The sequence below is a fragment of the Amycolatopsis sp. NPDC003861 genome, from assembly GCF_053605405.1.
Genome location: NZ_JBSGJD010000143.1, coordinates 1 through 24,875, shown reverse-complemented (window position 1 = coordinate 24,875; position 24,875 = coordinate 1). Strand labels below are relative to the sequence as shown.

At 72.4% G+C, this 24,875-nt stretch carries 15 protein-coding genes; 6 read left to right on the top strand and 9 right to left on the bottom strand.

Annotated features, from left to right (window positions below; all coding sequences use genetic code 11):
• Positions 1-304: 304 nt before the first annotated feature.
• The 6 genes from ACWEVN_RS29985 to ACWEVN_RS29960 form a co-directional block, all read right to left on the bottom strand.
• Entirely contained in the window at positions 305-2,179 is a 1,875-nt protein-coding gene (locus tag ACWEVN_RS29985; RefSeq protein WP_452053519.1) for an SWIM zinc finger family protein, read from the bottom strand.
• The gene (locus tag ACWEVN_RS29980) at positions 2,179-3,276 is read right to left on the bottom strand and encodes a VWA domain-containing protein (protein ID WP_452053518.1); all 1,098 of its coding nucleotides are present in this window, start codon (positions 3,274-3,276) and stop codon (positions 2,179-2,181) included. Before ACWEVN_RS29980 ends, ACWEVN_RS29985 begins: the two co-directional genes overlap by 1 nt.
• A 40-nt stretch (positions 3,277-3,316) precedes the next feature.
• Positions 3,317-5,566 carry a DUF5682 family protein gene (locus ACWEVN_RS29975; protein WP_452053517.1) on the bottom strand — a complete coding sequence of 750 codons (2,250 nt, stop codon included), beginning with the start codon at positions 5,564-5,566 and terminating at the stop codon, positions 3,317-3,319.
• A gap of 13 nt (positions 5,567-5,579) precedes the next feature.
• On the bottom strand, positions 5,580-6,650 hold the full coding sequence (locus ACWEVN_RS29970; protein ID WP_452053516.1) for an AAA family ATPase: 1,071 nt from the start codon (positions 6,648-6,650) through the stop codon (positions 5,580-5,582).
• Positions 6,647-9,964, bottom strand: coding sequence for a DUF4132 domain-containing protein (locus ACWEVN_RS29965; RefSeq protein ID WP_452053515.1), 3,318 nt, complete (start codon positions 9,962-9,964; stop codon positions 6,647-6,649). Before ACWEVN_RS29965 ends, ACWEVN_RS29970 begins: the two co-directional genes overlap by 4 nt.
• Before the next feature lie 83 nt (positions 9,965-10,047).
• Complete coding sequence (locus ACWEVN_RS29960; protein ID WP_452053514.1) at positions 10,048-10,698, bottom strand: DUF4230 domain-containing protein; 651 nt, start codon at positions 10,696-10,698, stop codon at positions 10,048-10,050.
• Positions 10,699-10,774: 76 nt separating this feature from the next.
• On the opposite strand from ACWEVN_RS29960, the gene ACWEVN_RS29955 reads away from it, so the two are divergent.
• The gene (locus ACWEVN_RS29955; RefSeq protein ID WP_449684937.1) at positions 10,775-10,921 is read left to right on the top strand and encodes a hypothetical protein; all 147 of its coding nucleotides are present in this window, start codon (positions 10,775-10,777) and stop codon (positions 10,919-10,921) included.
• On the opposite strand, the gene ACWEVN_RS29950 is transcribed toward ACWEVN_RS29955, so the two are convergent.
• Complete coding sequence (locus tag ACWEVN_RS29950) at positions 10,918-11,511, bottom strand: TetR/AcrR family transcriptional regulator (protein ID WP_449684938.1); 594 nt, start codon at positions 11,509-11,511, stop codon at positions 10,918-10,920. The two genes, ACWEVN_RS29955 and ACWEVN_RS29950, sit on opposite strands and share 4 nt — an antisense overlap.
• Before the next feature lie 119 nt (positions 11,512-11,630).
• Between ACWEVN_RS29950 and ACWEVN_RS29945 the strand changes: the two genes are divergently transcribed.
• Entirely contained in the window at positions 11,631-12,188 is a 558-nt protein-coding gene (locus tag ACWEVN_RS29945) for a hypothetical protein (protein WP_449684939.1), read from the top strand.
• Here the strand turns inward: ACWEVN_RS29945 and ACWEVN_RS29940 are convergent.
• Positions 12,166-13,503: a glycoside hydrolase family 6 protein gene (locus ACWEVN_RS29940; protein WP_449684956.1), complete on the bottom strand. Its 1,338-nt coding sequence runs from the start codon at positions 13,501-13,503 to the stop codon at positions 12,166-12,168. The two genes, ACWEVN_RS29945 and ACWEVN_RS29940, sit on opposite strands and share 23 nt — an antisense overlap.
• 360 nt (positions 13,504-13,863) lie before the next feature.
• Here ACWEVN_RS29940 and ACWEVN_RS29935 point away from each other — a divergent pair, with 360 nt between their 5' ends.
• Genes ACWEVN_RS29935 through ACWEVN_RS29920 form a run of 4 tightly spaced genes read left to right on the top strand, consistent with a single transcriptional unit; the run spans position 13,864 to position 20,111 of the window.
• Complete coding sequence (locus ACWEVN_RS29935) at positions 13,864-16,242, top strand: ricin-type beta-trefoil lectin domain protein (protein ID WP_449684940.1); 2,379 nt, start codon at positions 13,864-13,866, stop codon at positions 16,240-16,242.
• Between the two features lie 24 nt (positions 16,243-16,266).
• Positions 16,267-17,709, top strand: a complete 1,443-nt coding sequence (locus ACWEVN_RS29930; RefSeq protein WP_449684941.1) for an arabinofuranosidase catalytic domain-containing protein — start codon at positions 16,267-16,269, stop codon at positions 17,707-17,709.
• 30 nt (positions 17,710-17,739) lie between these two features.
• Positions 17,740-19,146 (top strand): endo-1,4-beta-xylanase, encoded by a 1,407-nt coding sequence (locus ACWEVN_RS29925; protein ID WP_452053513.1) that lies wholly within the window; start codon positions 17,740-17,742, stop codon positions 19,144-19,146.
• Positions 19,147-19,175: 29 nt separating this feature from the next.
• Positions 19,176-20,111, top strand: a complete 936-nt coding sequence (locus ACWEVN_RS29920; protein WP_452053512.1) for a GNAT family N-acetyltransferase — start codon at positions 19,176-19,178, stop codon at positions 20,109-20,111.
• 275 nt (positions 20,112-20,386) lie between these two features.
• Here ACWEVN_RS29920 and ACWEVN_RS29915 read toward each other — a convergent pair whose 3' ends face one another.
• Entirely contained in the window at positions 20,387-24,820 is a 4,434-nt protein-coding gene (locus ACWEVN_RS29915; protein WP_452053511.1) for a DUF6531 domain-containing protein, read from the bottom strand.
• Positions 24,821-24,875: the final 55 nt, after the last annotated feature.

Below are 24,875 nucleotides of genomic sequence, written 5' to 3'. Positions count from 1 at the left end.
ACCGGGTCAAGGCGGGAAAGCGTGCCTTGACCCGGTGCCGCCGGCCGTGTTGGGGCTTTGGATCGGGGTTGGGGGAGGGCTGGGTTCCGTTGTGGCTGGTGCCGCTGCCGCTGCCGCTGCCGCTGCCGCTGCCGCTGCCGGTGCCGGTGCCGGTGCCGCTGGCGGCGGGTGGTCGGGGCCGCTGTCGGGCGGGTTCCTAGCCCGCTGGCGCTGCCGCTGGCGCTGGCGACGGGGGCCTCTGCGGGCGGGGTCGTGCCGGTGCCGGTGCCGGTGGTTTGCTGCCGGTTGCGCCTGTGGCTGGGGTTCAGCGGAGCTCGGATGTTGTCAGTACTCGGATTTGGGTTCTTGTCCATGCCTCCGGGGTCCACTGCGCCGCGAAGTTGCTCAGCTCGGCCGCCGTTGTGTTGAAGCCTGTTGATTTCAGCGTCCTTGCCGCTCGGTCTGCTCGGGTTCTCAACGTTGGGGGTCCGTGGGCCAAGCCTCGGTGGGCCGCCTCTGCCAACACCGCTTCCGCCTCCGCCAATGCCTCTTGCAGCGGGTCGTGCTCTGGTGAAGGTGGTGGGCCCAGTGGCTCGGCTCGGTCGTTGGCGGCCAGGTCCGGGATGTGGATGCCCTGCTGCGTTCGGATGGCCACCGGGTCTATGCGTAGCTCGCCGGCCGTTCTGCTCACTGCTCCGCTCAGGTGGGTGGGGTTTGCCGCCAGTGCGCTGTTCAAGGCGTCCAACCTGCCCGGGCAGGCGCTGCTGTGGGTTGCCGTTATTCGGGCCTGGGTGCCTTCGGCGTCCGCGATGATTGCGTCCAGGCGTTGGGCTCCGGGGTGGTAGCCCAGGTCGCAGACCTCTGCTATGCGGACCACCGCGATGTCTTCCGCCTCGACTCGGGGGCGGATCAGCTTCGGCGGAAGGTTCGCCAGCCTGTCGGCTTCGGCCTTGAAGTCGGTGACCACCGCGGGCAGGTCGTCCCAAGCCGCGCCGATCGGGGTTGTCGATATTGCGCCCGGGCGGGCGTTGCCCAGTCTCAAGGCTCGGCTTGCGCTGCGGACCGCCGATTCCGAGACGACGTTTGCGGCCGCCAGTGCCGCCAGCGTTGTGCCCGCGATGCGGCGGCCGGCCAGGTCGTGGCCCGTCACCTGCTCGGTTCCGGTTTCCCAGCGGGTCGTCAGGGCCAGCACCGAGCCGTCGGCGGTGAAGTAGACCTGGGCGCGGCGCTCGCCCGGGCTGCCGGTTATCCGGGCGCCCAGTGCCGTCAGGCGGATGCGGCGCAACTTCGTCTCCGCCTGCTCTTCCGTTCCCAGCACCAGGGATGGCGGGCCGCTCGCCCGGAAGCGGGCCGGGATCTCCGGGAGGAGCTCCGCGCACCGCTCGACCCGGTGGCGGGCGCTGCGGGCGGCATACGCGTCCAGCTGGTCGCCGAGTTCCGACATCGCCGCCGCCGGCCAGCGGAGTCCTGACTCCGCCAGGTCCGTGGCGATGCGGCCGATCGAGGCGCGCAGCACCGGGCTGGCGTTCGCCACGCCGTCGTGCAGCACCCGGGCGACGACCTCCAGCGCAGGTGCGGACGGGACCACGGCCGGGGCTGGGCCGCCGATCGCGAACCTGACCTCCGCGTCGGTCAGGCCGCGGGTGTCGGCCTCCCGGAACGCCCAGACCGCGACGGCGACCTGCTGGGCCCGGTCGGCCGCGTCGGTGTGGGCGTAGGCCAGCTCGGCAGGAACCAGGAAGCGGACCGTCGCCGCCGGGAGTTCGGCCACCGCCACCGGGTGCGCCGCCGTCGGGCGTCGGAGGCGCACCACCGGACCCGCCTGCCACACGCGCCGGGCCGTTGTCACCGCGCGGGCGCCGAACTCGGCCGTCAGCGCTTCGTCGTCGATGTCGCCCGGCGACCACGCGGTGAACTCGGGGGTCGCGCCCGGGTGGTGCTGGTAGCCGAGCACGACGGCGATCCGGTGGCGGCACACGCCGGGCGCGCCGCAGGTGCACGCCGCCGCGGCGAGTGCGCCTCCCGGTGGGAACACGACCTCGACGCCGTCCGGGAAGCGGCCGCGGACCTCGCCGTCCCCCGCGGTTTCGATGGCCGGGCCGCGGCCCGCCTCGATGTCCTTCTGCGCGCGCTTGACCAGGCCGCGGTTGGCCAGCGCGGCCAGTGCGTCCGAGGTGAGCGCGAGGAGGTCGGCGCGCATCAGCCGAGCCGTTCCGCGACGAACTCGGCCAGCATCCCGGGCGTCATGGCCCCGACGTGGGCGCCCGCGTCGGCCAGCCGCTGCGCCAGCGCGCGGTCGTACACCGGGTTCGCCTCCTCGTCGAGCGCCGCCAGGGCCAGCACGTGCGTGCCCGCCTCGGCCAGTTTCCGGACGTCGTGCACCAACCGGTGTTCGTCGCCGCCTTCGAAGAAGTCGCTGATCACCACGACGATCGCCCGGCGCGGGTTCTCGATGAGCCCGGCGGCGTAGGCGACCGCCTTCGCGATGTCGGTGCCGCCGCCCAGCTGGACCTTCATCAGCAGCTCGACCGGATCGGTGACGTCCTCGGTGAGGTCGACGACCGCGGTGTCGAACGTGACCAGGTGCGTCTTCAGGCCGGGCAGGCCCCACAGGCAGGCCGCGGTCACCGCCGCGTGGATCACCGAGCCGGCCATCGACCCGGACTGGTCGACGAGCAGGACCAGCTGCCACCGGTCGAGGTGCCGGCGGGTGCGGGAGGTGAACTTCGGGCTGTCGATGAGCACCCGCCGCTCGGCGGGCTGGTAGCGGCCGAGGTTCGCCCGGATCGTGCGGTGGAAGTCGAAGTCGCGCGCCTGCTTCAGCTGACTGGGCCGCCGGGACCGGGTGCCGGTGAACGACCGGCGCAGCTCCGGCTGCAGCCGCCGCAGCAGGTCGCGGACGACCGCTTCGACGAGTTTCCGCGCCATGGCGAGCAGATCCGGGTTCATCAGGTGCTTGGTGCGCAACACCGCCCGCAACAGCGCCGGGCTCGGCTCGATCCGGGCCAGCACGGCCGGGTCGGTGACGACTTCGGTGATGTCGTAGCGCTCCACCGCGTCGCGTTCCAGGCGCTCGATGGTCTCGCGCGGGAACAGCCGGTGCACGTCGTCGAGCCAGTCTACTGTGGACAGGACGGACGGCCCGGTGCCGCCGCGCACGTCCCGCTCGGCCAGCTCGTCGCCGCGGTCGTAGAGCCAGGACAGGGCTGCGTCCCGCCCCGCGCCGTCCCGGGTGAGTTCGCAGGCCGCTTGCGCGGGCTCGCCGAGGATGAGGCGCCAGCGCTCGAGGTCGGTCACGCGGGTGCCTTTCCGTGGGACGGGCGGTGTTCGTTCGCGGTCATGTCAGACCTTCCCGGGCCAGGCGGGCGTCGACGCGGGCCTCGAGGGCCATGGCCTCCGCGATGACCACCGGGTCGATCGGGACCGGCCGGACCAGGGTGCGGGCCGAGCCGCCGCGGCCGTGGCGGGCCAGCAGGCGCTCGGCGATCTTCTCGCGTTCCGCGGGCGGGAAGTAGGCGAACGCCAGGCGCAGCGCGGGCAGCGCCGCCAGGAATTGCGCCTCACTCAGCGCGCTCACCAGCTCGTCCAGCGTGTCCAGCACGCCGTCGGCGCCGATCACCTCCTCGCGGGCCAGCGCGAACAGCCCGGCCAGCCAGTCGCCGAGGGTGGCCGGGGCGGCCATGTCCCGCACCGCCGTCCGGGTCCGGTCCGGAGCCGGGGCGGCGCCGAGTGACCAGGCCAGGCCGGCCGCGGCGCCCCGCAGGTCCGGCGGGACGCCCGCGTCGGCGGCCACCCGCCCGGCGACCGCGGCGGCCGTCTCGCGATCCACCGTCAGCGCCGGCGCCGCGTGCCGGATCGTGTCGCGGACCGCCACCATCGCGGCGAGCCGGCGCGGCTCGGCGGGGGCCGGGCCACCGCGGACGGCTTCGGCCAGCCACAACGCCCGCGCCACCCCCGCCCGCAGCACGGCCGCGGCCGCCGGGCTGCCCGCGAGGCCGAACAGCTCGTCGTGGCGCCACAGCGCGAGCACCGTCGCCACGGCGTCCCCGAGCGGGCCGAGGTCGGCCGCGTGGCCGACCTCCGCGACCAGGGTGTCCACAATGGATTCGGGCAGGGCCGGGACGCCGCACAGAGCGGCGTCGAACAGCGCTCGCGCCAGCGTCGGCAGGTCGGCGCCGGGCAGGCCCTCGCGCAGCACGGCCAGCGCCGCTTCGGGCAGGGTCGCGCCGTACGCCCCCGCCTCGATCAGCGCGGGCAGGCGGGTGTCGCCGGGAGTCAGCCGCCAGACCTCCACGACCACCGGGTCCGCGCCACCCGCCGGGCCGGACCGGCGGTCGAACCCGGGAATCCCCAGCAGCCGCAGGCAGTGCAGGACCCGGCTGCGGCGCCGCCCGTGCTCTTCGGTGAGATCGAGCCGGACCGGGCCGGCGCCGTCGAGGCCCAGCTCAGCCAGTTCCGCCTCGACCCGGCCGGGCAGCGGGGGCGCGGGGGTGTCCGGGTGCAGCCGGCCCGTGCGCTCGCCGCCGAGCGCGGCCACCATCTCGACCACCACCGGGTGCGCCCCCGGCTGCAGCGGCCCGCGAACCGTCCACGGCGGCGGCTGGGTCAGGTCGTCGGTGACCAGGGCGCCGAGCAGGCCGTCCAGGACGTCGACCCGCGCCGGGTGGTCGTGCCCGCGCAGCTTGGCCAGGCCGTCGGCCAGGGCGCGGGCGGCGATGAGGTCCGCGGTCGACACCGGCTGACGTCGCTCGCGCAGCCGCCCGGCGACCGCCTCCAGCAGCCCCTGGCCGGCGCCGGCCAGGCCGCGTTCCCAGAGCAGCTGATAGTAGCCGGGCGAGGGCATGCCGGACTGGTAGCCGGTGAACGCGTCGAGCCGCCGGTGCGAGTACGGCACGAGGTAGCTCGCCGCACCGGGCTGCCGGGGCACCTCGGGCCAATCCGTGCCGCCGCTCGCCGCGAGCCGCCGGACGGCCGCGGTGTGGAATCCGCCGGTGACGACCAGCACGGGCCGCTCCCCGGCGTCGGCGACGGCCGCGCGGACCCACGAGGCCATGTACTCCTCGCGCACCCGGTCGCTTTCGCTCGCTTCGGCCTCGCCGCGCAGGAGGTCGAAGTACGCCGTCAACCGGTCCGCCAGGCCCTCGTCCGGGGCCGCTTCGAAGAGGTGATCCCAGAGCGAGTCGGGGTTGTCCACCGCGAACTCCGCGCACAGCCGGCGGATCACCTCGGCGTAGCGCAGCTCCGCGTCGGCGTACCGGTTGTCCCAGCCGTCGAAGGCCGGGTGCCAGGCCGGCAGGTCGATGAACCGCAGCTGCGCGCCGGCCTCCCGGCCGGCGGTCAGCGCGATCCACTCGGGGGAGTGGTCGCAGAACGGCGACCACGACGAGTGCGTCCGCTGCTCGCCGGAGTAACTGGTGTGGATGGCGATCGGCAGTTCGTGGCCCAGCAGCAGCTCACCGAGCCGGCCGTTGACGTCGGCCGGCCCCTCGACGAGCACGTACGCCGGGCGCAGCTCGCCGACGGCCGACGCCACCACCCGGCTGCACGCCGGGCTGTGGTGCCGTACGCCCACGAAGACGGCCCCCATGCCTCCCGCCCCCTCAGCCCGGCAGCAGGTGCCGCGCGTGGTGCAGCTCCTGCCACGGATCGGCACCGCGGCGGGCCGCGTGCTGTTCGAGGTAGCGGCGCAGCCGCGCCAGGTCGTCCGCGTTGTCCTTCGCCGCTGTGCCGGCCAGGCACGCCACGACGTCGGCCGGCGTACCCGGCTCGCCGCGCAGGTACCAGCCCCGCACCCCGACCGCGTGCGCGACCGACACGGCCTCCGCGGTGCTCATCACGGCCGACACGCGATCGCCCGCCGGGCCGCCACGCAGGTCGCGGAAGGTGGTGACCAACACCTCCAGCACGTCCCGCCGCGGCGGGGCCTCGACCCCGGACCGGGCCAGCAGCGCGGTCGCCTCCTGCTCGACCAGGTCCAGCTCGGTGGCGAAGTCCGTGATCGGGAACACCGTCTCGAAGGTGAACCGTCGTTTCAGGGCCGCGCTCATCTCGTTGACGCCGCGGTCGCGCGTGTTGGCCGTGGCGATGACGTTGAACCCTTCGGAGGCGAACACCATGCCCGCCCCGCCGGGCAGCTCCGGGATCGCCAGCACCCGCTCGGACAGCAGCGAAAGCAGGCAATCTTGCACTTCCAGCGGGCAGCGCGTGATCTCCTCGAAGCGCACCACCGCGCCCTCGCGCATGCCGCGCAGCATCGGCGCGGGCACCAGCGACCGCTCCGATGGCCCTTCGGCGACCAGCAGCGCGTAGTTCCACGAGTACTTGATCTGGTCCTCGGTGGTGGCCGCGCCACCCTGGATGGTCAGTGTCGAGTCACCGCTGACGGCCGCCGCGATCAGCTCCGACAGCAGCGATTTCGCCGTGCCGGGCTCGCCGACGAGCATCAGCCCGCGGCTGGTGGCCAGCGTGACCAGGGACCGGTCGATCAGCGACGGGTCGCCGACGAACTTGCGCCGGATGCCGTGGGCCTCGTCGCCGACGATGAACCGGCGCGCGGCCGCGAGGCTGAGCGCCCAGCCCGGCGGGCGCGGCGCGGTGTCCTGCTCGCGCAACCGGGCCAGCTCGTCGGCGTAGCGGACTTCGGCCGGTGGCCGTTGCGGGTTCGCGGTCACCGGGTCAGCCCTTCGAGGTCGGCGAGCACTTCGGACGCCGTGACCGGGTCCAGGTCGCCGAAGGGCCGGGTGGACCCGAGCCGGCGCCAATGGCCACCTCCGGTGTCGTCCAGCCAGATCGCGCCCAGCACCTGCTCCGGCTCCCAGGTCACGTCGCCGGCCGCGATGCCGGGGTCCAGGTCGACCACGACGCTGACGCCGCCGGGAGCCGGGCGGGAGATCCAGCACTCGATCCCGGCGTCCTGCGGTTCGCCGCGCACCCAGCCGCGCTGGGTCAGGCCGAGCACCTTGCCGACCGGCACCTTGAGGCCCTCGAACCGCTTCAGCGTCGTCGCGGCCTTCTCGGCGTCGTCCAAAGTGGCCACCGGACGGCCCAGCTGCGGGAACGGCTGCAGGATCTCGTAATCGGCGAACACCGCCGACCACTCCGCCAGCGCCGCACCCAGCTCGAGCGGGTGCGCGATGCCCACCTCGGCGTCCGGCGGCAGCAGGTAGCCGTCGTCCTCGACGGTGGCGTACGTGCGATCCTCCGCGCACCGGAACGCTTCGCCCGCCGCGGTGCGCCAGACCAGCCGCCGCACGATGTGCCACAGCAGCGGGTGACCGGCCAGCAGCTGCTCGAACTCCGCGGCGGGCCAGCGGCGGCCGAGCACCATCGCCGTCTCCAGCCGGGAGATCTGGTCGGCCGCGACCGCACGGACGTCCTTCTTCAGCGCCGAAAAGCGCTTGTACTCCGCCGCCGCGAGTTCGGCGTCGTCCTTCGCGCCCGGCTTCGGCAAGGCCTTGCGCGGCTTGCCGTCCGGGTCTGTGACGTACGGTTTGAGCTGTTCGTCGAAGCCGACCACGAACCGGCGGGGGCCGTAGTCGATCACCGCCGTGGCCGCCTCGTCGAGGCCGAGCGTCGGAACCAGGCGATCGGCCAGCTGCTCCGTCGACAGGCCGAGCCCCTCGGCGACGGCGGCGATCTTCTCCTGCGCCTTCAGCTTGAGCCCCTTGAACTTCACCTTCTGCGCGAGGGAGTTCAGGTGCAGCAGCGCGAGGTCCGTGCCGATGCCGGCCAGCACGTCGAGGGCCGCGGTCGCCCGGGCGTGACCGCCTTCGCCCGGCCAGGCGCGGATCAGCGGGCTCAGCTCGCGGACCACCGTGTCGTCGCCCAGCAGGCCCAGCGCGATCAGCACCCAGCCGCCCTTGGCCGGGAACCCTTCGCTCTCCCAGCCGCGGAACAGCGCCCACGCGAACTCCGCCAGCGAGGCCGGATCGCAGACTTCCCGGACGTGCGGCACCCCGGCGTAGATCTCGTCGGGACGGCACAGCGCGAGCATCGTGACGACGTGCCCGGCCGCGCTTTCCGGCAGCGCCTGACCGCCCTCGCGCACCCGGATCTGCGGCAGCACGACCGGATCGGCCCAGGCCCCGGCGACCGGGATTCGCGCGGGCAGGACGTCCAGGGGGTCGGTGGCGAGCAGCCGGCCGATCGCCTGGGCGGCTTCGGGGCCGTGGCCCGCCGCGGCCCGCGCGACGACTTCGGCGTGCTGCGCCGCGATGTGGCGCAGCGCCGCTTCGGCCGCGCGACGCCGCGCCCCGGCCGGCCCGAGCGCGGGCGGGACCAGGTACCGCGTGGCCGCGGCCGGGTGGCGGGCCAGCCAGGCCGACGCGATCGAGCGGGCCGACTTCAGCCGGACGAACCAGTCCGCCATCAGCTCGGCGATCTCCGGGCTCGTCAACGGCAGGAGCAGCCCGCCGTGGCCGGGGTGCGCGGCCGCCGCCGCGAGGACCGGCCGGTACGCGGCCAGGCCGTGGCGGCCCAGCAGCTGACGGCCCCAGCCCTCGGCGTCCCAGGCGTCCTGGGGTTCCCAGCGGGGGAGGTGCTCGAGCACCCACTCCTGCGGCGCGGCGAGGAACAGACGCGGCTCCGCCCAGCGCGGGAGCTTCCCGGCCTCGAACGCGGCGATCCGGCCCGCCAGGTCCGGGTCGTCGCCGGGCCAGAAGATCTCCAGGTCCTGCCTCGCCCACTCGGCTTCTTCGCCCGGCTCCCACTCGAGCGCCGGCTCGCCGCCGGTTTCGAGTCCACTGAGGACGGTGGGCTTGACCGCCGTGCGCTTCTTCGTCCACGGTGGGTCCGCCAGGACCCGCGGCAGCGCCGACCGCGGCACCTCGGGCAGCCGATCACCGCCCGCCATCGTCTTCTCGACCACCGCCCGCTGCTCCGCCGGCAGCTGCCCGGCCACCCGGGCGGCGATGTCCGGGTGCGCGCGAACATGGCTCCGCAGCAGGAAGCCGGCGGCGTCCGCCGTCTTCGACCGGCCGATGGCGGCCTCGGCCAGCAGCCGGAGCGCGCGGGCGGGGAAGCGGCCCATCGCCTCGGCCACGACCGGCGACACGTGCTTCTGGCCGAGCCGCGCCACGAGCAGGCCGAACGCCGTGTCGGTGGGCAGGCCGGCGAGGAAGCGCAGCAGGGTCTTGCGCGAGTCGCCGCCGTTCGGGTCACCGTCGATCGCCCGGGCCACGAACGGTGCGACGGCCGGCCCCAGCGCGTCGGTGAGGGTGTAGCGGATCTGCTCCTGGTTGAACTGCCAGTTCACGTACTCGTTGTGCACCGCGGCGACCTGCTCCGGGGTGCTGAGGGAGGTCAATACCGCCCCCCAGTCGAAGTTGTAGGCGTCGACACTCGCGACCTCGGCGACCAGCTCGTCACTCCAGTCGGCGCGGGTGGGGATCAGGTAGGAGGCGGCGATCCGGGTGGCCGGCTGGGTGCGGCACGGCGCGAGCGCCTCGGCCGCGGCTTCGTAGTCGGCCTCCGGCGCCGCGGCGAGGACCGCGCGCAGCCGCCGGAACAGCGAATTCCGCAGCAGGTGCAGGGGAACCTGCGCGCCGGGGCACGGGCGCACGAGCGCCGGTCCGCCGGCCTCGTTGCAGCTGATCCGGGTGGCCTCGGCGGCCGCGCGGACCGCGAACACCAGGCCGTGGCGCAGGATCCAGGCGTCGGCGACCTGCTCCGAGCGGTTGGGCTCCTCGCTGGTCCGGTAGTGGCCGTACAGCCGCAGGCGGGCCAGTGCGGCGGCGCCCAGCACGTCGGCCTCGCCGGCCCGCGTCCGCCGGATGGCCGCCAGGATCGCCGGGTCGCTGCCCGGGTTGCCGAAGGCCTCCTCGGCGCGTTCACCGGGTTCGTCGAGCACGGATTGCCAATACCCGGCCGCTTCCTGGCCGAGCTCGACCTCGCGGACGAACCAGCCGCCCCGCCGGACGTGGACGTGCGGCTCCCAGGCCGGGTCCGGCCGGAACGCCGTCTCGCCCGGCTGTCTGCTGTCGTTCACCTGTGTTTCCCCCTCCTGCGGGTGATCGATCGCAGACTACGGGGAGGGTCCGACAGTTTTCGTTCGCGGCGGGAAAGCCCCGGTCAGCCGGGGTTGGTGTCGGCGTAGTTGACCGTGATGTTCTTGAAGCCGAGCGACTGCAGCAGGCCGGTCAGCATCGTGCGGGTGTTGCGCTCCGCGTCGGCCACCAGCGAGCTCTTCGCGGCCGCGGCCTGGATCTGCTTCTGGGCGAGCTCGTACAGCGCCTGCTGCGAGTTCGGGTTCCCGCTGAGGAACTCGTTGATCCGGGTGAACAGGCCCTGCTGCTGCGCGTACACATGGGACTCGTGCACGTCCAGCGTGGCCGGCTCCAGTTGCGCGTGCCCCAGGGTGATCGTCGCGGACTGGCGGTCGTCGGAGACCTGGACCGCGTCGCCCTTCAGCCGCGAGAAGTCCACATAGGCGTTGTCGGTGCCGACGCCGATGAACAGGGTGTCGCTGCCCACCAGGAAACTCGGCAGGACCGAGCTGGTGGTGATGTCGACGACGACCTGGAACGAACCGCTCGCCGCCTCGTAGCGGGAGAGCTCGACGATCGACTGCAGCAGCACCGGACCGGAGTGTTCCTCGGTCCGCTCCGCGAACGGATTGCGCAATTGGGGTAACACGTGCACGGCCGATGCGACGAGTACGGCGGCGATCAGAACCACCGCGGCCACAGCCAACGCGACGAGCCGTTTGCCCCAAGCACCCATACCGGCAGGAATACCCAACCGGCCTGCGCGCCAATCGGGCGGTACGGTGTGACCGACTCCGACGAGGGGAGACCGCGTGCGCAAGTCCGTGTGGCTGTGGATCCTGGTGGCCGTCCTCGCCGTCCTGGTGCTCGGCATGATCTTCGGCGGCTACCGCAAGGGCACCAAGCTCGGCGCGCCCGCCGCACCCGTGGCGGCGTGGGTCGTCGGCCGGGCGGCCTAACCCCGGTTGCGCCGCTTGGCTCCGGCCGCCACCGGAGCGTCCCGGTACCGCAGGATGCCTTCCACGCCACGGAGGAACGTGGCGCAGATCGGGGCCGGGTCGGTGAGGCAGCCCGCGGCCATGGCGCCGTCGCGGAGCATGACGAAGTGCTGCGCGGCCGGCCCGGCGGCGCTCTCCCCGGTTGCGGCGAGCAGTTCCGTGACCGTGTCCAGGAACCACTGCCGGTGCGCGAGCACGGCCTGGTGGACCGGGTGGGCCGGATCCGGGTATTCGGCGGCGGCGTTGAGGAAGGCACAACCGCGGAAGCCGGGTGACCGGATGCCGTCGGCGATCGTCGTGGCCACGGCCAGGACGACGTCCCCGGGCGAGCCGCCCGCCTCCCGGGCCGCCGCGACCTGCGCCCGGATGGCCTTGTCCGCTTCGCTCAGGTAGGCGACCAGCAGGTCGTCCTTGCTGGGGAAGTGCCGGTAGAGCGTGGCGCGGGTGACGCCGGCGTCGGCGATGACCCGGTCGATGCCGACCGAATGCAGGCCCTCGGTGTAGAACAGCCGGCTCGCCGAGCCCAGCAGCCGCGCTCGTGCTTCGGACACGTCCACCTCCCGGTTCGCTGCGTCCAGCCTAGCAGATAGAACGGTCGGTCTTGACGGCGGTGGGTCGGCGCTGTCATAGTCGGCAACGAGACAGATCGTTCTATCTACCGGGAGAGTCCATGACCACCGACACCGTTCCGGCCGCCGGCGCCGCGCAGGCCCTGCGGCGGCTCTACTTCGTGCGGTTCGCGTTCGCCCTCGTCTGGGCGGGGCTGCTCTTCGTGACGGCGAAGGAGCTCGGGCCGGTCAGCATTGCGTTGCTGGTGCTGTACCCGCTGTTCGACGTCGTCGCCGCCGTGCTCGACGCGCGTTCGGCGAAGGCGGGCAAGCCGATCACGGCGCTCTACGTGAACGTCGCGATCAGCCTGCTCGCCGCCGCCGGTCTGGCCCTCGCCGCCTCGTCCGGGATTCCGGGTGTGCTGCGGGTGTGGGGCAGCTGGGCGATCGTGGCCGGCCTCGTCCAGCTCGTCGTCGGTGCCGCCCGGCGTGGCCTCGGTGGCCAGTGGCCGATGATCCTCAGCGGCGCGATCTCCGTCGTGGCCGGTACTTCCTTCATCCTGCAGGCCACAATGGAGGGTGCGTCGCTGACGGCGCTGGCCGGTTACGCCACGCTGGGCGGCATCTTCTTCCTCGTCTCCGCGCTGCGGCTGGGCGTCAGGAGCAGGCCGTCCCGTTGAGCGCCGGCTGCTGGAACGGCGGCGTGCCACCGTTGTAGTTCGCGTTGTAGCCGAGCGTCGTCGTCGCGTTCGTGCCCAGGCTGCCGTTCCAAGCCGCGTTGGCGACCGTGACGACGTCGCCGCCGTCGGTCCAGGTCCCGTTCCAGCCGTTGGTGACGGTCACGCCGGGTGCGGAGAACGTCAGCGTCCAGCTGCTGAGGGCCGCACCGCGGTTCTCGATGACGATCTCGCCGGTGTACCCGGTCGGCCAGCTGCTGACCACCCGGTGGGTGACCTTGCAGCCGCCGGTCGGCTGCGGGGTCGTCGTGGTGGGCGTCGTGGGCGTGGTCGGGGTGGTCGGCGTGGTGGGGGTGGTCGGGGTGGTGGTCTGGATCGGCCCGGCCGCGATGGCGAGGTCGTAGGCCCGCTGGGGCACGAACTGGCCGGCCGTGGCGATGCAGCCGTCCGCCTCGCCCGGCGGCTTGACCCACAGGAACGCGTCGATCTGGCCGTCGCCGGTCTGGTTGGTGCTCGGGGTGCCGATGGCGCGGCCGCCGGGGTCGCACCACTCGCTGCCCTGCGGCCCGTTGCCGTTGCGGCTCGTGTCGACCACGGCCTTCAGCCGCGAATCGCCGAGCTGGCCGAGGATCGCCTTGTCGTAGGCGACCTCGTCGGAGGTCGAGCGGTAGTTGGACACGTTGGTGGAGATGCCGTCGGCGCTGTTGGAGATGTCGGCGGCCCGCAGCCGCGAGGCGGCGTCACCGGGGGAGAGCCACGCGGAGTGCCCGATGTCGAAGTACACCTTCGCCTGGGACGAGCCGGCCTTCAGCTTCTTGCCCGCGTACGCCATCGACGCCGTGGTCTGGCGCTGCTGGTCGCTGTTCTGGCAGTTCGTCATCTGCGGGAGCACGTCCGGCTCGAGCACGATGGCCGCCGGTCGGCCCGCGAGACCGGCTGCCACCTGGTCGATCCAGGCCCGGTAGGCGTCGTGGGACGGCGCGCCGCCGCTGCTCGCCCCGCCGCAGTCGCGGTTGGGGATGTCGTAGACGACCATGATCGGGATCTTCCCGGCGGCGGCCGCGGCGCCGACGTAGGCGTCCACTTCGCCGCGCACGGTGGAGGTGTTCGTGGTGGTGAACCACCGCGCCTGCGGTACCGCGGCGATGCGGTCGCGGATGACCGCGGCGCGCGAGTCGCCGGGGTTGGCCGCGACCCACTTGGCCGCGTTGGTGCCGGGGTCGGTGTAGTACGCCGAGGCCGCGGCCTGCGCGCCGGCCCACGTGGTCGTGGCGACGACGCCGGTCACGGCCACGGCGGCGAGCCCGCCGGCGGCCACTGTCCTGCTTCGCATGCACGTTCTCCTTCGAACGAGGGGGTGGCGCCGGAAACGTCGACTGGGAGCGCTCCCAGCAGTCCGAGACTGTAGCCGGGGAAAGCGGTGCGGGAAAGGGGTGGCCACGCCGTTTCCGCGCGCCGCCGCGAAAATTACACCGGTGCGAAGAACGACAGTTGTTCGGCGGCAAGGCGACTGTTAGCGTTAACGCAGCGCGTGTTCACCATCGACGAAGATGGGTTCTCCTGGGCCGATTCCCGGCCGGACGAGGGCGTTTTCCCCCTTCGCCGATCGTTCGACTGTTTCGCCGGCAAGCCCGGAACTTTCGCCGGGTGCCGCCCTGCGTCGGAAGTGAGGACTACCATGTTCCGGAGCACGATTGCGGTGGTCACCGCGGTCGTCCTGGCCGTGGCCGGCAGCGTCGTCGCCGCGGCGCCGGCCCAGGCCGCCACCTCGATCACGATCAACGGCAGCTCCGGCGGACGCACGTTCGACGGCGTCGGCGCGGTCAGCGGCGGCGGGGGCAACAGCCGCTTGCTGATCGACTACCCCGAACCGCAGCGCGGCCAGATCCTCGACTACCTCTTCAAGCCCGGCTACGGGGCCGCCCTGCAGATCCTCAAGGTCGAAATGGGCGGGGACACCAACTCCACCAGCGGCGCGGAGCCGAGCCACGCCCACTTCCGCGGCGACCTCGACTGCAACCGCGGGTACGAGTGGTGGATCATGGAACAGGCCAAGGCGCGCAACCCCGGCATCAAGCTCGTGGGCCTGCCCTGGGGCGCGCCGGGCTGGATCGGCAACGGGACGTTCTTCTCCAACGACCTCACCGACTACTACCTGTCGTGGCTGGGGTGCGCCAAGCAGCACGGGCTGACCATCGACTACCTCACCAGCGTCCAGAACGAGAAGCAGTGGAGCGCCGACTGGACCGTGACCCTGCGCAACGCCCTCAACGCCAACGGGTACAGCGCGGTCAAGGTCATCTCCGGCGACTCGTGGCCGGGGGACTGGGGCCCGGCGAGCGCGATCTCGTCGAACACGGCCTACCGCAACGCCACCGACGTGCTCAGCGCCCACTACACCTGCGGCTACCTCAGCGCGCAGACGTCCTGCAGCGTGCCGGCGAACGTGGTCAACACCGGGAAGACGTTGTGGTCCAGCGAAAACGGCTCCCAGGACTACAACGACGGCGCCAAGCCGCTGGCCCGCGGGATCAACCGCGTCTACCTCGACGGGAAGATGACCGCGTACCTCAACTGGGACCTGATCGCCGCCACCACGCCGAACATCCCGTGGCCGACGGTCGGGCTGATCCTCGCCAACCAGCCGTGGTCGGGCTACTACTCGGTCGGCAAGGACGCGTGGGCGCTGGCGCACACGACGCAGTTCACCGCGCCCGGCTGGAAGTACCTCGACTCGTCCAGCGGCTACCTGGGCGGCAACCGGTCCAACGGCAGCTACGTCTCGCTGAAGTCGCCGAACAACACCGACTACAGCACGGTCATCGAGACGATGGATGCGACGTCGGCCCAGACGCTGAACCTGAACGTCACCGGCGGGCTGTCCACCGGCCAGGTGCACGTGTGGGCGACCAACCTCAACTCGAACAACCCGGCCGACCACTTCGTCCACAGCACCGACCTCACGCCCTCCGGCGGCGCCTACTCGCTGACCGTCCAGCCCGGCTACCTCTACACGATCACGACCACCACCGGGCAGGGCAAGGGCACCGCGACCAGCCCGCCGCAGGGCTCGCTGAACCTGCCCTACAGCGACGACTTCGAGGCGTACGCGAAGGGCAAGGAAGCCAAGTACCTGATGGACATGGAGGGCGCGTTCGAGACCGCCCCCTGCGGCGCCGGCCGCGCGGGCACCTGCGTCCGCCAGTCCGCGACGCAGAAGACGATCCCGTGGAAGAAGTTCGTCGACCCCTACGCGCTGCTGGGCAACGTCGCCTGGAGCAACTACACGCTCAGCACGGACGTGCTGCTGGAGAAGTCCGGCTACGTCGAGCTGCTCGGCCGGGCCGGCTCGCAGGACACCGGCAACCAGGGCGCGCTGAACGCGTACTACTTCCGGGTCGGCGACAACGGCGCCTGGTCGATCCGGCGCAACAACACCAGCCAGCAGAACACGACGCTGCGCACCGGCACGACGGCCGCGCTCGGCACCGGCAGCTGGCACAAGCTGTCCCTGGGCTTCGCCGGCAGCACCATCACCGCGTCCGTCGACGGCACCGTGGTCGGCACGGTCACCGACGGCACCTTCCCGGCCGGCCAGGTCGGGATCGGCACGAGCGTCGGCGAGACCGCGCAGTTCGACAACTTCGCCGTGGCCGGTTCGGGTGGCGGGTCGACGTCGGTGCTGCGCAACACCGCCGCCGGGCGCTGCCTCGACGTGCCGAACGTCTCCCAGACCAACGGCACCCAGGTGACGCTGTGGGACTGCAACGGCGGCAGCAACCAGCAGTGGACGCTGACGTCGGGCAAGCAGCTCCTGGTGTACGGCAACAAGTGCCTGGACGCCGAAGGCGCGGGCACCACCGCGGGCACCCGGGCGATCATCTGGGACTGCTCGACCGGCGCCAACCAGCAGTGGACGGCGGCCGCCGACGGCACGATCACCGGTGTCCAATCGGGACTGTGCCTGACGCCGAACGGCAACGGCACGGGGAACAGCACGCCGGTGACGCTGCAGACCTGCACGGGCGGCAACGCCCAGAAGTGGACCCGGGGCTAGGCCGTCCGGACGGAGGAGTTCGCGATGAAGAAGCGTTGGACGAGGATGTGGCCGGCCGTGGTGATCGCCGCGGGCGCGCTGGCCGGCACGGCGACGACGTCGGAGGCGGCCGCCCAGGGGCCGTGTGACATCTACGCGGCCGGCGGAACGCCTTGTGTGGCCGCACATTCGACCACCCGGGCGCTCTACGGCGCGTACAGCGGCTCGCTGTACCAGGTGCGGCGGGCGTCGGACAGCACGACGCGGGACATCGGCGTCCTGAGCGCCGGCGGCGTCGCGAATGCCGCGGCCCAGGATTCGTTCTGCGCCGGGACGTCCTGCCTGATCACGGTCATCTACGACCAGTCCGGCCGGAACAACCACCTGACCCAGGCCCCGCCGGGCGGCTTCCCCGGCCCGGCACCCGGCGGCTACGACAACCTGGCCAGCGCGACCGCCGCGCCGACCACCGTCGGCGGGCAGAAGGCGTACGGCGTGTTCGTGGCACCGGGAACGGGCTACCGCAACAACAACGCCACCGGCACGGCGACCGGTGACCAGCCCGAGGGCATGTACGCGATCTTCGACGGCACGCACTACAACGGCGGTTGCTGCTTCGACTACGGCAACGCCGAACGCAACAGCCGGGACAACGGCAACGGCACGATGGAAGCCATCTACTTCGGCAACATCAAGGTCTGGGGCTACGGCGCCGGGAACGGGCCGTGGATCATGGCGGACCTGGAGAACGGGCTGTTCTCCGGCGTCAACCAGCGCTACAACGCCAACGACCCGAGCATCAGCCACCGGTACCTCACGGCGATCATCAAGGGCGGCCCGAACCGGTGGGCCATCCGCGGCGGCAACGCCCAGTCCGGCGGTGTCTCGACGTTCTACGACGGCGTGCGCCCGAACGTCTCGGGCTACAACCCGATGCGCAAGGAAGGCGCCATCATCCTCGGCACCGGCGGGGACAACAGCATCGGTTCCGCGGGCACGTTCTACGAGGGTGTCATGACGTCCGGCTATCCCTCGGACGCCACCGAGAACGCGGTGCAGGCCAACATCGTCGCGGCCGGGTACGGCACCGGCGGCAGCAACACCGGAACCGGGCCGGTGCACGCCGTCGGCGCGGGCAAGTGCCTGTCCGGCGCCGCCCAGGGCACGCAGTTGCAGATCGCCGGCTGCACCGGCCAGGCGAACCAGGCCTGGACGCGCACTGCGGACGGCCGCCTGACGGCCGCGATCGGCGGGGCGACACTGTGCCTGGACGCGTCCGGCCAGGGCACCAGCGCGGGCACGAAGGTGGTCACCTGGCCGTGCAACGGGCAGGGCAACCAGCAGTGGAACGTCAACTCGAACGGCACGGTCACCGGAGCGCAATCGGGGCTGTGCCTGGACGTCACCGGCGCTTCGACGGCCGAGGGCGCGCCGGTCGAGCTGTGGACGTGCAACGGCGGCAGCAACCAGCAGTGGACGTTCGGCTGACGCCGTCCCAAGACGAATCGAGGACTTCCGATGATCACTCTCCGGACCGCCGCCGCCCTGTTCGCGGCGGCCGGCCTGTCGGCGACCGCGCTGGTGCTCTCACCCGGCGTCGCCGGGGCGGCGAGCACGCTCGGCGCCGCGGCGGCGCAGACCGGCCGGTACTTCGGCGCCGCGATCTCGACGAGTCACCTGGGCGAAGCGGCCTACGTGAACACGTGGACGGCGGAGTTCAACGGCGTCACGCCGGAGAACGAGATGAAGTGGGACACGGTCGAGCCGAACCGCAACCAATTCAACTTCGCGCCCGCCGACCGGATCGTGAGCCAGGCGAAGAGCCAGGGCATGAAGATCCGCGGGCACACGCTGGTGTGGTACCAGCAGCTGGCGCCCTGGGTCGGCGGGCTGGACGCGAACAACCTGCGCTCGGCCATGCTCAACCACATCAGCACCGTCGCCGGCCACTGGAAGGGCCAGGTCATCGCCTGGGACGTGGTCAACGAAGCGTTCGAGGAGAACGGCACCCGCCGGCAGGCGACCTTCCAGCAGAAGCTCGGGGACGGCTACATCGAGGACGCGTTCCGCGCGGCCCGCACGGCCGACCCCAGCGCGAAGCTCTGCTACAACGACTACAACACCGACGGCATCAACGCGAAGAGCACCGGCATCTACAACATGGTCCGGGACTTCAAGAGCCGCGGCGTGCCGATCGACTGCGTCGGCTTCCAGAGCCACCTGAGCTCGAACTCGAACCTCGGCAGCTACCAGGCGAACCTGCAGCGCTTCGCCGACCTCGGCGTCGACGTGCAGATCACCGAGCTGGACGTCGGCGGCTCGGGTTCGGGGCAGGCGAATGTGTACCGGCAGGTCACCCAGGCGTGCCGGGCGGTGTCTCGCTGCACCGGCATCACCGTCTGGGGCGTGACGGACAAGTATTCGTGGCGATCGGGCGACACCCCGCTGCTGTTCGACGGCAACTACGGGAAGAAGCAGGCCTACACCGCCGTCCTCGACGCGCTCGGCGGCAGCGACCCCACCCCCGGCGGCACCGGCCCGGTGCGCGCGGTGGCCGCGAACCGCTGCCTGGACGTGCCCGCCTCGTCGACCACCGCGGGCACCCAGGTCCAGATCTGGGACTGCAACAGCGGGGCGAACCAGCAGTGGACCCGCGGCAGCGCGGGGGAGCTGAGCGTCTACTCCGGCGGCACGAAGCGCTGCCTGGACACCGTGGGCGGCGGGACCGCGGCGGGCACGGCGACCGTCATCGCGAACTGCACCGGCGGGGCGGGCCAGAAGTGGACCTTCACCGGGAGCGGAACCGTCACCAACGGCCAGTCGGGACTGTGCCTGGACGTCAACGGCGCAGCGACCGCCAACGGCACCAAGGTGATCATCTGGAGCTGTAACGGCGGCTCGAACCAGCGGTGGACGTCGAGCTGAGGCCGGCCCGGCCGTCGTAGGGTGGCCTGGTGGACGAGCTGCCGGTGGTGACCGAACGCCTGATCGTGCGCCGGTTCGAGGACGGTGACGTGCCGGCGTTCGGCGCCTACCGCTCGGATCCCGAAGTGGCGCGCTACCAGTCGTGGGACGTGCCCGTGTCGCCGGCCGACGCCGGGCGCCTCGTGGCGGAGTTCGCAGCCGCCGAAGAAGGAGCGCCCGGCTGGTTCCAGTACGCCGTGGAGTTGCGCGACGTCGGCGGCCTGGCCGGGGACGTCGGGGTGTGCGTCGACCCCAACCGGATGCAGGCCGAGCTCGGGTTCACCATCGCGCGGGAGCACCAGCGGCGGGGCTACGCGACCGAGGCCGCGCGGGCGGTGCTGGACCGCCTGTTCGGCATGGGGATCCGCCGGGTCTCGGCGGAGTGCGACGCGCGGAACACGGCCTCGGCGCGGCTGCTGGACCGGCTCGGGTTCCGCCCGGAGGGCCACCGCCGCCGGCACACCTGGCTCAAGGGCGAGTGGACCGACGACCTGCTCTTCGGGCTGCTGCCCGAGGACCGCGGTGATTCCGTGGGGCTCTTCGCTTGCCGGCCCAACCTGCTGGTGCGCGATCTCGCGGAGAGCGTCGCGTTCTACGCGGACCTGCTCGGCTTCCGGGTGGGCTGGCGCTGGTCCGACCGGCGGGGGCGGTTCCTCGCCTCGGAGGAGCCGACCGAGCCGGGCACCGCGCTGGTGGCCCGCGATCAGGTGCAGATCATGCTGACCCAGGTGGCCGGTTCGCACACGACGCGGCTGCACCTGGACGTCCCGGCCGCCGTCCGGGTCGACCGGCTGTTCCTCGAGTGGAGCGGGCGGGGTGTTTCGATCGTGGAGCCGCCGTTCGTGCGGCCGTGGGGAATGTACGAGATGCGGCTGCTCGATCCGGACGGCAACGTGCTCAGAGTGAGTTCCCCGCCGGCTCACTAGGTGTCAGCGCTTGGTGCGGTTCCGCGCCGCGCGTGGGTGGGGATTGCCGGGCGGAGCCGCGCTCCTCGGGGTGGTCATCGGGTGTGTCGTCGCGCGCTGACCGACGTGATCGCGACCGCCGCCGACACGCCCCGGAGCGTGCTGTGGCTGAACGACCTCGAGCCGTTCCTCGGGGCCCGAGGCCTGACCGGGCCGGCGTGCTGCCGATCCGATCACCCGGCAGATCGCCGAAGTCATGTCGGCCGCCGGGGTTGCGGCCGGTCCGTGACGGCGGCTCAGCGCTTGGTGCGGTCCCAGATCGCCACCGGGGGTGCGTCCGGGTGGTTCACGTCGTGGGCCCAGACCTTGTCCACCTTCGGGTTGTGGCGGAGGATCGGGAACTCGTCCATGTCGAACACGTTGTTCGGGCGGCGGGAGGCGAGCTCGTCGCCCTGGTCGGCCCAGCCGCTCGACTTGCCCGGGGTGTTGGGCAGGGCGATGTGGACGTCGCCCTGGGCGTTGTGGGCCAAAGCCTTCGAGGCGTCCTTCCAGACCTTCTCGCCGTTCGGGTGGTTGTCGGAGAACTTGGGCATTTCGACGCCGTTGTCCTTCAGGATGCCTTCGAGGGTGTTGCCGCCGTTCTTCTTGGCCAGGTTGATCGCCGGGTCCTCGATCGAGCCGTGGTACTTCGAGTCCGAGATCTTGGTGCCGGTGACCGGGTCGACCTTCGCGTCGGTGATGTGGCCGCCCGACCAGAACCAGGACTTGTCCTTGCCCGGCGCCATCATCTCGTCCCACTTCTTCGAGAACTTGGCGTACTGCTCGTCGGTCATGTTGTGCGGGCGGATCTTGCCGTCCGGGTCGCGGAACTCGCCGAGGCCGTCCGGCTTCTTCGCGCCCGGCGGGAGCTTGCCCGCGTCGCCGCCGCCCGCCGGGTTGTCCGGGGACTTCGGGCCGCCCGTCTTGCCGCACGGGCTCTGCACCAGGCCGAGCGGGTCGCCCTGCAGGTGCGGCTGCTCGACGTAGCCCACCGGGTCGGGCGCCGCGGCCAGGCCGAGCGGGTCCTGGCTCAGGTAGCGCCCGGTCCGCGGGTCGTAGTAGCGGTAGACGTTGTAGTGCAGCCCGGTCTCGGCGTCGCGGTACTGGCCCGGGAAGGCCAGCGGCATCGGCGCGCTGCCGGACGTCGACGGCAGCAGCTCGCCCCAGAAGCTCCTCCGCGCCTGCCACTCGACGCCGCCGTCCGGGGCGAGGAGCTCGGTCGGCGTGCCGGCCGGGGACGTCACCACCGTGTGGAACCGCACCTCCGCACCGCGCTGCTCGACCTGCACCACCGGCCGGCCGTCGTCGGGATGACGCTCCCAGGTGAGCACGCGCGACGAGCCGTCGTCGGACACCTCGATCTCCTCGACGAGCTCACCGCCGCTCCAGACGAACCACGTCTCCGCCGTCTGCCGCGGCGCGCCGTCGTCGTCGAGGATCCAACGCCGCTTGGCGAACCGGCGGCCGAGCGGGTCGTAGCGGTAGGTCCAGAACGACTCGTCCGGGCCGATCGCGGCGACCAGCCGGTCCAGCTCGTCCCAGACGAAGCGCCACCCCGCGGTCCCGGTCACCCGGCCCTGCGGGTCGTGGCCGTACCGCGTGCCGGACGGCGGCACCAGCCGGCCCGCCGGGTCGTAGGCGAAGCGTTCGACGCCTTCGGGTGCGTGCACCTCGGCGACGCGGCCGGCGGCGTCGAACCCGAACCGGACCGGCCGCGTGTCGTCGATCGCGGCGAGCCGGCCGTCCGGCGTGTACGTGTACGTGCGCCGGCCCACACCGGCGATCGTCTGCTCCCCAAGCCGGTCCGAAGCGTCGAAGACCTGGCGCAGGACGACGGTGCCGTCGACCGAACGGGCGGTCTCGCGGCCGGCTTCGTCGTACTCGAAGGCGATTTCGTGGCCCCCGACGCGCAGCGACACCGGGCGGTCGCCGTCGTACCGCCACTCACTGTCCACACCGGACAAAGTGGTGCGGTGGACGCCCGCGGCGTCGTAGGTCCAGCGCACGCCGACGCCGTTGACGGTCTCCTCGCGCACCCGCCCGCGTTCGTCGCGCACGATCTGCAGGACCGATTCGTTGTTGATCGCGTACTCGAGCTGCCCGAGCGCGTCGTAGGCGTACCCGGTGACCCCGGTCGCCGTCCGCCGTTCGACGACGTTGCCGAGCACGTCGTAGGCGTACTCGGTGACTTCGCCGGCGCCGTTCGTCATCCGCCGCAGCTGCCCGCCCTCGTCGTAGGCGTAGGTCAGCCGGCGCCCGTCGAAGTCGGTCTCCTCCACCAGCCGGCCGGCCGGGTCGTAGGTGTAGCGCCAGGTCTGGCCGCGCGGGTTGGTCACGGCGATCAGCCGCAGCTCGGCGTCGTAGCCGTACGCCGTGCGCGCGCCGGCCGCGTCGAACTCCTCGATCGGCAGGCCGAACGGGCCGTACGTGCGCCGGGTCGTCCGCCCGGCCGCGTCGCGGTGCTCGACCACACGGCCTTCGCCGTCGTGGCGCCAGCTTTCGCGCTCGCCACCGGGGCCGATCCGCCAGGCGCGCTGCCCTTCCGCCGTCCAGCCCAGCCGGGCCGCGCCGCCGGACGCGGTGTGCACCAGCCGCGGCCGCCCGAACGGGTCGCGGTCGCCGGGCCGCACCGCCGCGGTGAGCACCGGTTCGTCGCCGAAAGCGTCCGTGCCGTCGACGCGCAACCGGGTCGAGACGCCCGGGAGCGCGGCGTACGGATCGGCCGCCGGGGCCACCGCCCGTGCGCCACCGGCCCGCAGTTCCACCTCGCCGGCCCCGGCCGGGGTCAGCCGCACCTCGGACCCGTCCGGCCGCGTCACCGTCGTCAGGATGCCGTTTTCGTAGCCGTAGAAGGTGATCCGGCCCAGTTCGTCGGTCTGCGAGAGCAGGTCGTCGTAGCGGGTCCACGAGTACCGGCGCGTGTGCCCGAGCGGGTCGGTCCGCTCGACGAGCTGGCCGGCCTCGTTCATCCGGTAGACCCAGGTGTGGCCGAGCGCGTCGGTGTGCCGGGTGGTCCGGGTTCCGGTGTCGTAGGCGAACGCGCCGTTGAGGTAGCGCTCGGCGCCGACGCTGCGGACGCAGCGGCCTTCGGCGTCGTAGACGTAGCGGTACCAGGTGCCGGTGCGGTCCTGCCAGCCGACGATCCGGTCGTCGACGTCGTAGTCGAGGTTCACCGGGCGGCCGGTGAAGCCGGCGATCTGGGTCAGCTGGCCGAGCCGGTTGTAGCCGTACCGCACGACCGGCGCGCCGCCGGGCACGCCGAGCGCGATGATCCGGCCCGCGCCGGCGTCGATCCCGATCTCGGTGCCGTCGTCGCGGCGCAACAGGCTCGGGGCGCCGCTCTCGTCGTGTTCGATCGTGGTGCGGGAGCCGCCCTGCTCGATGCCGGTCAGGGGCAGCACGCGGCCGCCGCCGTCCGCGAACACCAGGTCGCGCGGGCCGGCCGACAGCCGGTAGCCCCCGCCGGTCCGGCGCAGCGGGTGGCGCGGGCCTTCGATCGGCAGCACGGTCCGGTCGCCGTCCGGCCGCGGGTACACCAGGACCATGCCGTCCTCGGCGAAGAACCGCAGGTGGTCGCGGTCGGCCTCCAGCCGCTGGTCCAAAGTGGACGCCCAGGAGCGGCCGAACCACCGGCCGCCGCGGTAGGCCGACAGGTGCGTGCGGGACAGCTCCAGGTCGCCCGCCTCACCCGGCAGGGTCAGGTCGACCTGCTTCAGCACGACCTCGCCGGTGGCGACGTCCACTGGGTCGGAGACGCAGACTTTCTTGTCGTCGGGCACCGCGCGGTCGCGCGGGCCGTCGCCCTTGGGGGCGCCCTTCGGCTTGCCGCCGCCATCGGCCCCGCCCTTCGGGGTGCCCCCGGGCGGGCCGTCCTTCGGCGGCGGCGGGGTGTCGGCCGGCGGGTCGCTCTTCGGGGGCGGGTCCGTCTTGGGTGGGGCATCGGTCTTGGGTGGCGGGTCGCCTTTGGCGCCCGAGGTCGACGTGCCGTCGCCCTTCGCGCCCGAGGGCGAGGTGCCGTCGCCGTCGCCCTTGCCCTTGGGACCACCGATGTCCTTCGGCCCGCTCTTGATGTCGGCGTGTTTGGGCGGCGGCGCGGTTTTGCCCGGCTTGATCTTCCGCAGCGCTTTCGCCGCGTCTGAGAACAGGTCCCCGGCGCGTTTGAGCAGCGGTACCAGCGCCTTCAACGCCGTCACCAGTCGTTTGACCAGGTCGGCGATCTTGGAGGCGGTCTTGGCGACGGCGTTGATGACCTGGGGCACGACCCAGGTCATGCCGATGCCGAGGGTGAACACGACCTGCAGTGCCCAGCTGATGAGGTGCCCGACCAGTTCGGCGATGATGTCGCGCACGAGTGCGCGGACCGCGGCGACGACCTCGCCGGCGGTTTTGACGCCGCTGGAGGCGCCTTCGCAGCCTTTCTGCGCGGTCTGGAGCAGTGTGACGGTGTCTTGGGCGCGTTGGCGGTAGGTGTCGGCGGCGGTGCCGGTCCAGGAGGAGATGTCGGTGGTGACCATGCCGGTCAGGTCGGTGCCGATGCTGCCCAGTTCGGTCGCGATGTTCTTCCAGGTCTCCGACTGCGCGGCGATTTCGTCGGCGTTGCCGGTGAGGCCGTTGAGGGCTTCTTTGAGTGGTCCGACGTGTTCGATCAGCCAGCCGACCCCGGCGGCGAGGATGGCCCCGAAGGGGTCCATTGCCATCGAGAGTGCGTCCAGCGCCGTCCCGACGGCCCCGAGGGCGACCGAGGCC

What these genes read in the sequence shown, in the direction of transcription:
- ACWEVN_RS29915 (WP_452053511.1), bottom strand. Translation starts at nt 24,820, where the DNA reads ATGGACCCCTTCGGGGCCATCCTCGCCGCCGGGGTCGGCTGGCTGATC.
- ACWEVN_RS29975 (WP_452053517.1), bottom strand. Translation starts at nt 5,566, where the DNA reads ATGGGGGCCGTCTTCGTGGGCGTACGGCACCACAGCCCGGCGTGCAGC.
- ACWEVN_RS29925 (WP_452053513.1), top strand. Translation starts at nt 17,740, where the DNA reads ATGATCACTCTCCGGACCGCCGCCGCCCTGTTCGCGGCGGCCGGCCTG.
- ACWEVN_RS29945 (WP_449684939.1), top strand. Translation starts at nt 11,631, where the DNA reads ATGACCACCGACACCGTTCCGGCCGCCGGCGCCGCGCAGGCCCTGCGG.
- ACWEVN_RS29935 (WP_449684940.1), top strand. Translation starts at nt 13,864, where the DNA reads ATGTTCCGGAGCACGATTGCGGTGGTCACCGCGGTCGTCCTGGCCGTG.
- ACWEVN_RS29985 (WP_452053519.1), bottom strand. Translation starts at nt 2,179, where the DNA reads ATGCGCGCCGACCTCCTCGCGCTCACCTCGGACGCACTGGCCGCGCTG.
- ACWEVN_RS29930 (WP_449684941.1), top strand. Translation starts at nt 16,267, where the DNA reads ATGAAGAAGCGTTGGACGAGGATGTGGCCGGCCGTGGTGATCGCCGCG.
- ACWEVN_RS29960 (WP_452053514.1), bottom strand. Translation starts at nt 10,698, where the DNA reads ATGGGTGCTTGGGGCAAACGGCTCGTCGCGTTGGCTGTGGCCGCGGTG.